Source organism: uncultured Methylobacterium sp., from assembly GCF_964242245.1.
Taxonomy (GTDB): domain Bacteria; phylum Pseudomonadota; class Alphaproteobacteria; order Rhizobiales; family Beijerinckiaceae; genus Methylobacterium.
In genome coordinates, this window is record NZ_CAXTBY010000147.1 from 1 (window position 1) to 7,641 (window position 7,641).

Genomic DNA, 7,641 nt, shown 5'->3' on the forward strand with positions numbered 1-7,641 from the left:
GGCAGGATCTCGGCGCCCGGCTTCCGCCACTGCTCATAACCGAAGTCGTCGAGCGCGCGGATGACTTTCGGATGGTCGAGTAAGCGCGCCGTAGAGGCGAGTGCGCCGATGATCTGATACCCTTCGCCGCCGACCTTTGCCGGCGAGCTCCTCCGCGTCATCTGGACTGTCAGCCATCGGTGGAGGCGAGCTCAGGAAGGTAATATCGTCAGCGCCAAGCCTTGAGGGCACGGATCGGTGGGATACGACCGACAAGCGCGGCGACCGCGACCTCAAGCAGCGCGCTCGGCGAAGATCGCCTTCCTGACGATGGCGTGGACGCCCCAGTTGCCGTCGACTACCTGAGTGATGCCGAAATCCACCGCGATCGACATCAGCGAGATCGCCTCGTCCTCGGTCAGTCCCTTCGCGTGCATCAGGAACTGGCGCATCTTGCGGAAGGCGTCGCGCATGGCAAGGTCGATCGAGGATTTTTGGAAGATCGCGTTCTGGGCGTCGGGCCCGAGATCCTTCAGGTAGTTCGGGTAGCTGAACCCGGAGAGCACCCACTCGTCGCGCGTCTCGATCATCGGGAAGTCGAGGCCCTCCAGGGCAGTGCCGGCAAGATCGGCCTTCTTGTGCAGGACGAACTGGAAGGTGCCGGTGAGCGAGCACTCGATCGCCGTGCCGCAGAGTTCGGAATCGCCCTGGCTGGCGTGGGGGTCGCCCACCGAGAACAGCGCCCCCGGCACCGCGACGGGGTAGTACATCGTCGCGCCCTTGCCGATGCGCCAATTGTCGATGTTGCCGCCGGTGTAGCTCGGCGGGATCGAGTTCACCATGTCGGCCTCGGCCGGCGCCAAGCCCATCGTGCCGAAGTGCGGCCGGATCGGGATGCGGATGCCTTTGAGCACGTCGTAGGTGCGGGTCGTCTTGGTGTGATCGACCAGCAGGCCCGGATAGTCGATCGTCGGGTGCTCGATCCCGTTCGGGTCGGTCACGCCCGGCCACTTGAAGCTGTAGACCGCCTTCGCCCAGTCGCGCGTGCTCGTGGCGTCGACCTCGTAGATCGTCACGACCTCCCGCGGCTTGTCGCCGGTGAGCAGGTCCTTGTAGTGGTAGCCCCACCACGCGGCGGCGTTGCTGCCGAAGGCCAGCCCCTTGTACTTCGGGTTGGCGCAGGGGCGCGGCGCCACGTCGAGGATGCGCACCTCCAGCACGTCGCCGGGCTCCGCCCCGCGGATGGCCACAGGGCCGGTGCAGATGTGGACGCCGAGGCCCCCGCCGGGCCCGAGCTTGGAATCCTCGGGGCCCGCGCCGCGGCGGGCGACGCCCTTCTTGTCCTTGGTCCAGAGGTAGACGCTCTCGGCGCCCGGATCGCCCTGGATCATCCGTTCGGCATCGTCGCTCGCCTGATGCGTCAGCGTCTCGATGGTGACGAAGTCGCCGGACGCGATCTCGACCTGGGGTTTGAGGTTCTTGCTGAAATAACCCCAGTGGACGGTGTCGGCGTTGGCCGCGAGGAACTGGTGGCCCGGCTGCTTGGCGCCGCGCCCGGCGCTCGTCTGCGCCAGCGCGGGGGTCACCAGCGAGAGGCCGCCGGCGGCGAGCGCCGCGGCGCCTCCGGTCGCGACGAACCCGCTCTTCAGGAAGGCCCGGCGCTCGGGCGCGAGGTCGCCGAGGAAGCGGCGGCGATGTTCGGCGAAGGCGGCGCAGTTCGGATCGTCACCCTGGCACATCGCTCGTCGCTCCCCATCACCCGTGATGGCCGCTGGCAAGCAAGGATATTGCCAAGCTCCTTCCCGATGCGACGGGCGACCTACTCCGACAGCATGCCGGCGCCGGCCTCGGCCGAGTCGAGCTTGGAACCGCCTGCCGCCTGCGCCTCGACCACCGCCGCGGTGGTGACGTTGACGATGCCGCGAGCGGTCACCGACGGCGTCAGGATGTGGGCGGGCTTGGCCGGGCCGATGAGGAGCGGCCCGACGGGCAGCGCGTCGGCCAGCACCTTGGCGAACTGGTAGGCGATGTTGGCCGCGTCCAGGTTGGGGAAGATCAGGACGTTGGCCACGCCCTTGAGGCGCGAGCCCGGCAGCACGCGGTCGCGGACCAGTTCGGACAGGGCGGAATCGGCCTGCATCTCGCCGTCGACCTGGAGGTTGGGGGCGCGCTCGCCGATGAGGCCGAGGGCGGTGCGCATCTTCATCGCCGAGGCGGTGTCGGACTGGCCGAAATCGGAGTGGCTCAGCAGCGCGATCTTCGGCGTGATGCCGAAGCGCGCGACGTGGCCGGCGCAGGCCACCGCGAGCTCGGCGATCTCCTCGGCGCTCGGGTCCTGGCGCACGTGGGTGTCGGCCAGGAAGTAGGCGCCCTTCTTCGTGACGATCAGGCTCATCGCGGCGCATTGCGTGACCCCGGGCAGCAGTCCGATCACGTCGCGGATGATGCGCAGGCGCGTCTCGAACCGGCCCTCGAGACCGCAGATCAGCGCGTCGGCCTCGCCGCGGCGCACGGCGATCGCACCGATCACCGTGGTGTTGGTGCGAACCAGCGTGCGCGCCGCCTCCGGGGTGATGCCGCGCCGTCCGGCCACGTCGAGGTAGGTCTGGACGTAGGAGCGGTAGCGCGGATCGTCCTCGGGATCGATCAGCTCGAAGTCGCGGCCCTCCTGGATCGACAGGCCGAAGCGCTTGAGCCGGGTCTCGACCACCCGCGGGCGCCCGACGAGGATGGGCTTGGCCACGCCGTCCTCGACGATGGCCTGGACCGCGCGGAGCACGCGCTCGTCCTCGCCCTCGGCGTAGATCACGCGCTTGGGGTTCTCCTTCGCCTTGGTGAACAGCGGCTTCATGATGAAGCCCGAGCGGTGGACGAAGCGGTCCAGCGACTCGGTGTAGGCGGCCAGATCCGCCACCGGCCGGCCGGCGACGCCGGACTCCATGGCGGCCTTCGCGACGGCCGGCGCGATGCGCAGGATCAGCCGCGGGTCGAACGGGCTCGGGATCAGCGAGCGCGGGCCGAAGGGTCGGGCCTCGCCGCCGTAGGCGCGGGCGACCACGTCGGACGTGGTCTCGTGCGCGAGTGCCGCGATCGCCCGGACCGCGGCCTTCTTCATCGCCTCGTTGATGCTGCGTGCGCCAACGTCGAGCGCCCCGCGGAAGATGTACGGGAAGCACAGGACGTTGTTGACCTGGTTCGGGAAGTCCGAGCGCCCGGTGCAGATCATCGCGTCGGGGCGCTTCTCCTGGGCGAGATCGGGCATGATCTCGGGATAGGGGTTGGCGAGCGCCATGATGAGCGGGTGAGGGGCCATCTTCTCGAGGTATTCGGGCTTGAGCACGCCCCCGGCCGAGAGGCCGATGAACACGTCGGCGCCGGAGATCACTTCGGCGAGCGTTCGCGCCACGGTCTCCTGCGCGTAGACGTCCTTCCAGCGGTCCATCAGCTCGGTGCGGCCCTTGTAGACCACGCCCTTGATGTCGGTGACGGTGATGTTCTCAGCCCGTGCGCCGAGCGACACGAGGAGGTTGAGGCAGGCGATCGCTGCCGCGCCCGCACCCGACGTGACGATGCGAACGTCCGAGAGCTGCTTCCTGGCCAGTTCCAGCGCGTTCAGGATCGCGGCGGCGACGATGATCGCGGTGCCGTGCTGGTCGTCGTGGAAGACCGGGATGTTCATCCTGGCGCGGCAGCGCTCCTCGACCTCGAAGCATTCGGGTGCCTTGATGTCCTCCAGGTTGATGCCGCCGAAGGTCGGCTCCAGGGCGCAGACCACGTCAACGAGCCGCTCGACGTCCAACTCGTCGACCTCGATGTCGAACACGTCGATCCCGGCGAATTTCTTGAAGAGAACCGCCTTGCCCTCCATCACCGGCTTCGAGGCCAGCGGGCCGATGTTGCCCAAGCCCAGCACGGCAGTACCGTTGGTCAGCACCGCCACGAGGTTCTGGCGGATCGTGAGGGTCGCGGCCTCCTGCGGGTCCTCGTGGATCGCCATGCAGGCGGCTGCGACGCCGGGGGAGTAGGCGAGCGCGAGGTCGCGCTGGTTGCCGAGCGGCTTGGTCGCCTGGATCTCCAGCTTCCCGGGCCGGGGCAGGCGGTGATACACGAGCGCCCCGGACTTGAGATCGTCGGACATGTTGTCGGCCATGGCCCATTCCCCCTGGATCACGCGCGCACGCGGCTGGGTGACCCCGGCTGCGTCATGAAGGCCCTGTTGCACCGGCTGCGGAGCGGGCGCAACCCGAACAACGAGACCCGCATCCACCTCGACAAGCTCGCGCGCGCCTACGGATTCTCCATCGGTGCCTACTCGTACGGACGGCCCAAGGTGCGCTTCCCGGAGTCGGGCCGGCGGCTGACGATCGGCCGCTACTGTTCCATCGCCGACAAGGTCGAGATCCTGCTCGGCGGCGACCATCGCCTCGACTGGGCCTCGACCTATCCGTTCGCGGCGATGGGCGGCCTGTGGCCGGACGCGGACGCCCCAGTCGAGTATCATGCTGCCCGCGGTGACGTGGCGATCGGGCACGACGTGTGGCTCGGCTCGGGATGCATGATCCTGTCCGGTGTCTCGATCGGTCACGGGGCCGTGGTCGCGGCCCGGGCCGTCGTCACCCGCGATGTGCCCGCTTACGCGGTCGCCGCCGGCAACCCGGCCCGCGTCGTGCGCCACCGCTTCGACGCGGCGACGGTGGAGGCCCTCGTCGCCTGCGCGTGGTGGGACCTGTCGCACGCCGAGGTGACGCGGCTGGTGCCGCTGCTGCAGAGCGGGCGGATCGCGGAGCTGGTCGCCGCCGCGCGCGCCGTTGCGTCCCGGGTCTGAATCCCGTACCCGCGGACCGAACCTTCGAGAGCCGCCCGATGTCCGACACCCCGCCCGACCGCCTCGCGGTCAACCCCGACAGCCCGTTCTACGACGTGACCATGCTGGAGCGCGGCATCGGCATCCGCTTCAAGGGCGTCGAGAAGACCAACGTCGAGGAGTACTGCGTCAGCGAGGGCTGGGTCCGCCTCAGCGCCGGCAAGACGCTGGACCGCGCCGGCAACCCGATGACCGTGAAGCTCAAGGGCCCGGTCGAGCCCTACTTCCGCGACGCGGCGCCGGAGGCCTGAGCCTCGCGACGGCCGCGCGCGGCCGCGAAGTCGCGCAATGCCGCCGCGACCAGCGCCGCAACCTGATCCGGGCTGCGCGGCGCGGTGATGACGAGGCTCGCGAGCACGTCCTGCCGTCGCTGCCGCTGCTTGGCCGTGCGGGCGTGGTTCGAGAGGCGAAGGGCGAAGCCGCAGCCCTCCGGCCGCAGGTAGAGGCTGTCGCCCCGCGCGTTGCGGGCGACCTGGCAAAAGCCGTGGCCCGCCAGCAGGCGGGCCGCCTGGGCCAGCGCCGCCGCCGGCGTCAGCGCCGTCACGGTCCTGCCGGCTCGATGGTCCCGAGCGTCCGCCGCCCGAGCGCCCGCGCCTTGAGCCGCAGGGCCGGCCGCTCGACGCCGTACCAGGAGGCGGCGGCAACCGGAACCGTGAGCACCAGCGCCGGCAGGAGCAGCCGGGCGCCGTCCGCCGCGGGCCACAGCGCGTGCAGGCTCTGCTGGATCGGCCAGCCGTAGAGGTAGATCCCGTAGGAGAGGTCCGCCGGCGGATCGAGGACGGGGCGCGCGAGCCCGGGCAAGAGCGCGAGCCAGACGGCGCCGTAGCCCTCCGCGACGAACAGCAGCGCGCGGTAGAGCGGCGTCGCGTGCAGCAGGAGGCAGGCGAGGCCGAGGCCGAGGAGCGGGAGCACCGATAGCCGCAGACGATCTCGGGCCGCGTAAAGGGCGGCCCCCACCGAGAAGATCAGCGGCAGGCGCAGGGCCGTCTCCAATCCCTTGGGAAGGACCGGATGCCGCGCGTCGGCGACCATGAGCGCCGCGGCGAAGCCGAGGGCGACGAGGGGCACGGGCCACGGCCGGCGCAGGGCGCCGAGGAGGCCCACCGCGACCACGCCGAGGTAGCACAGCACCTCATACTTCAGGGTCCAGACCGTGCCGAGCGGACTGCGATAGGGGTTGCCGGGGAAGACGCCGGGGAGCGCCGCGTTGCTCTTGAAGGTTGTCAGCGTGCCGCGGATGAACCGCCAGACGTTCGCGTCGCGCAGGTACTCGGGTACCGGCAGCACGCTCATCGCCGGTCCGAGCACGAGGGCAACGACGAGGGCCGCGGCGACGAGGCCCGGCAGGATGCGCAGGGTCCGCGCGAGCAGGTAGTCCCGCAAGCCCCGGCGGTCGAAGCTCATGGTCACGAGGAAGCCCGAGACCGCGAAGAAGCCGTTCACGGCATGCTCGCCGAGCGTGAAGCCGGTGGCCCGCGCCAGCGGCTCGTCGAGGGCGTTCCCGCTCGCGACGCTGGCGGCGTGGGAGACCACCACGGCCAGGGCGAGCGCGAGGCGCAGGGCCGAGAACCCGTTGTGGGGTCGGGCCAGCGCCTCGGCCACTGTCGGGGGGCGCCTCATTCCAGCCCCTCGCGGGCGAGCGCGCTGCGGCCACGCAGGGCCGCCCAGGCACCCGCCGCCGAGCCGCCGTAGCGCTCGATCCCGGCCCGGCGCAGGGCGAGCCCGGACAGGAGCGCCTTGAACCCGTTGGCGAGGAGCCCCGGCAGGACCGGGTCCGCCACCGCGTACTTGCGGGCGACGTAGGCGCGCGACCACGCCTGATGCCAGCGCGTCCGGAAGACGCGACCCGGCTCGGAGCCTGACGATCGCCCGCGCCCGTGCAGCACCTCCGCGGCGTGGACGTGGACGAGGGCGCGGCCGGCCTCGGCGACGCGGCGGCAGAGGTCGTCGTCCTCGTAGAACAGGAAGATCGCCTCGTCGAAGCCGCCGATGTCCAGGAAGAACCGCCGCTCGACCATCAGGCAGGCGCCCGAGAGGAACGGCGCGCAGGCGTCGCCCTCCGGCGGATCGCGGCGGCCGGACGGATTGGTCAGGTAGGGCGCCAGCAGCGAGCGCGGCTGGTAGAAGAAGCGGCCGTCCGGCTCGACGATGCGCGGCGCGTAGAGGCCGGCCTCCGGCCACGCCGCCGCCGCGGCGAGCAGTGCTTCGGCTGCGCCGGGGCGGAGCGTCACGTCGGGGTTGAGGATCAGGACGCGGCGGGCCCGCGCCGCCCGCACCCCGGCGTTGTTGGCCCGGCCGTAGCCCTCGTTGCGGGCGTTGCGGATCACGGCCGCACCCGCGGCGGCGGCGATCTCGGCGGAGCGGTCGCGACTGGCGTTGTCGACGACGATGGCCGGCACGCCCTCGACCGCAAGCGCCGCGAGGCAGGCCGGCAGCGCCTCCGCGCTGTCGTGCGCGACGACCACCGCGACGAGGTTGGGCACGGCGGACCCTGTCAACCCGAATGGACGCGCGCCGCGCCTTCCCGCCCCCCTCTACGGGGGAGGGTGGCCCTCGCGTCAGCGAGGGTCGGGAGAAGGGAGCGCCGCATCCGGCACCGTCGCTCCCCTCTCCCGACCCGCTGCGCGGGCCACCCTCCCCCGCAGTGGGGGGAGGGAGAGACGCGCGCGCTCACGCCTTCTTCTCGGGCAGGTTCAGGCGGATGTGCAGCTCGCGGAGCTGCTTCGGGGTCGCCTCGGAGGGCGCGCCCATCATCAGGTCCTCGGCGCGCTGGTTCATCGGGAACAGCACCACCTCGC

General features: G+C 71.1%; 7 protein-coding genes. 2 read left to right on the forward strand and 5 right to left on the reverse strand.

Going from position 1 to position 7,641, the window contains the following annotated elements; genetic code table 11:
- Positions 1 to 272: 272 nt before the first annotated feature.
- Together ACFE8Y_RS19695 and ACFE8Y_RS19700 are read right to left on the reverse strand one after the other, a co-directional pair.
- A complete protein-coding gene (locus tag ACFE8Y_RS19695) occupies positions 273 to 1,718 on the reverse strand; it encodes an acetamidase/formamidase family protein (RefSeq protein WP_375466067.1) in 1,446 nt (481 codons plus the stop codon).
- A gap of 80 nt (positions 1,719 to 1,798) precedes the next feature.
- Positions 1,799 to 4,129: an NADP-dependent malic enzyme gene (locus ACFE8Y_RS19700; RefSeq protein ID WP_375466068.1), complete on the reverse strand. Its 2,331-nt coding sequence runs from the start codon at positions 4,127 to 4,129 to the stop codon at positions 1,799 to 1,801.
- A gap of 54 nt (positions 4,130 to 4,183) precedes the next feature.
- Here ACFE8Y_RS19700 and ACFE8Y_RS19705 point away from each other — a divergent pair, with 54 nt between their 5' ends.
- Complete coding sequence (locus tag ACFE8Y_RS19705) at positions 4,184 to 4,804, forward strand: CatB-related O-acetyltransferase (protein ID WP_375466069.1); 621 nt, start codon at positions 4,184 to 4,186, stop codon at positions 4,802 to 4,804.
- Positions 4,805 to 4,842: 38 nt separating this feature from the next.
- A complete protein-coding gene (locus tag ACFE8Y_RS19710) occupies positions 4,843 to 5,094 on the forward strand; it encodes a DUF3297 family protein (protein WP_375466070.1) in 252 nt (83 codons plus the stop codon).
- Here the strand turns inward: ACFE8Y_RS19710 and ACFE8Y_RS19715 are convergent.
- The 3 genes from ACFE8Y_RS19715 to ACFE8Y_RS19725 are packed head-to-tail and all read right to left on the reverse strand — an operon-like array spanning position 5,064 to position 7,326.
- On the reverse strand, positions 5,064 to 5,387 hold the full coding sequence (locus ACFE8Y_RS19715; protein ID WP_375466071.1) for a hypothetical protein: 324 nt from the start codon (positions 5,385 to 5,387) through the stop codon (positions 5,064 to 5,066). The genes ACFE8Y_RS19710 and ACFE8Y_RS19715 overlap by 31 nt on opposite strands.
- Positions 5,384 to 6,463 (reverse strand): acyltransferase family protein, encoded by a 1,080-nt coding sequence (locus tag ACFE8Y_RS19720; protein ID WP_375466072.1) that lies wholly within the window; start codon positions 6,461 to 6,463, stop codon positions 5,384 to 5,386. Before ACFE8Y_RS19720 ends, ACFE8Y_RS19715 begins: the two co-directional genes overlap by 4 nt.
- Positions 6,460 to 7,326, reverse strand: coding sequence for a glycosyltransferase (locus ACFE8Y_RS19725; protein ID WP_375466073.1), 867 nt, complete (start codon positions 7,324 to 7,326; stop codon positions 6,460 to 6,462). The genes ACFE8Y_RS19720 and ACFE8Y_RS19725 overlap by 4 nt, the downstream gene beginning before the upstream one ends.
- Between the last annotated feature and the right edge of the window lie 315 nt (positions 7,327 to 7,641).

What these genes read in the sequence shown, in the direction of transcription:
- ACFE8Y_RS19705 (WP_375466069.1), top strand. Translation starts at nt 4,184, where the DNA reads ATGAAGGCCCTGTTGCACCGGCTGCGGAGCGGGCGCAACCCGAACAAC.
- ACFE8Y_RS19695 (WP_375466067.1), bottom strand. Translation starts at nt 1,718, where the DNA reads ATGTGCCAGGGTGACGATCCGAACTGCGCCGCCTTCGCCGAACATCGC.
- ACFE8Y_RS19700 (WP_375466068.1), bottom strand. Translation starts at nt 4,129, where the DNA reads ATGGCCGACAACATGTCCGACGATCTCAAGTCCGGGGCGCTCGTGTAT.
- ACFE8Y_RS19710 (WP_375466070.1), top strand. Translation starts at nt 4,843, where the DNA reads ATGTCCGACACCCCGCCCGACCGCCTCGCGGTCAACCCCGACAGCCCG.
- ACFE8Y_RS19720 (WP_375466072.1), bottom strand. Translation starts at nt 6,463, where the DNA reads ATGAGGCGCCCCCCGACAGTGGCCGAGGCGCTGGCCCGACCCCACAAC.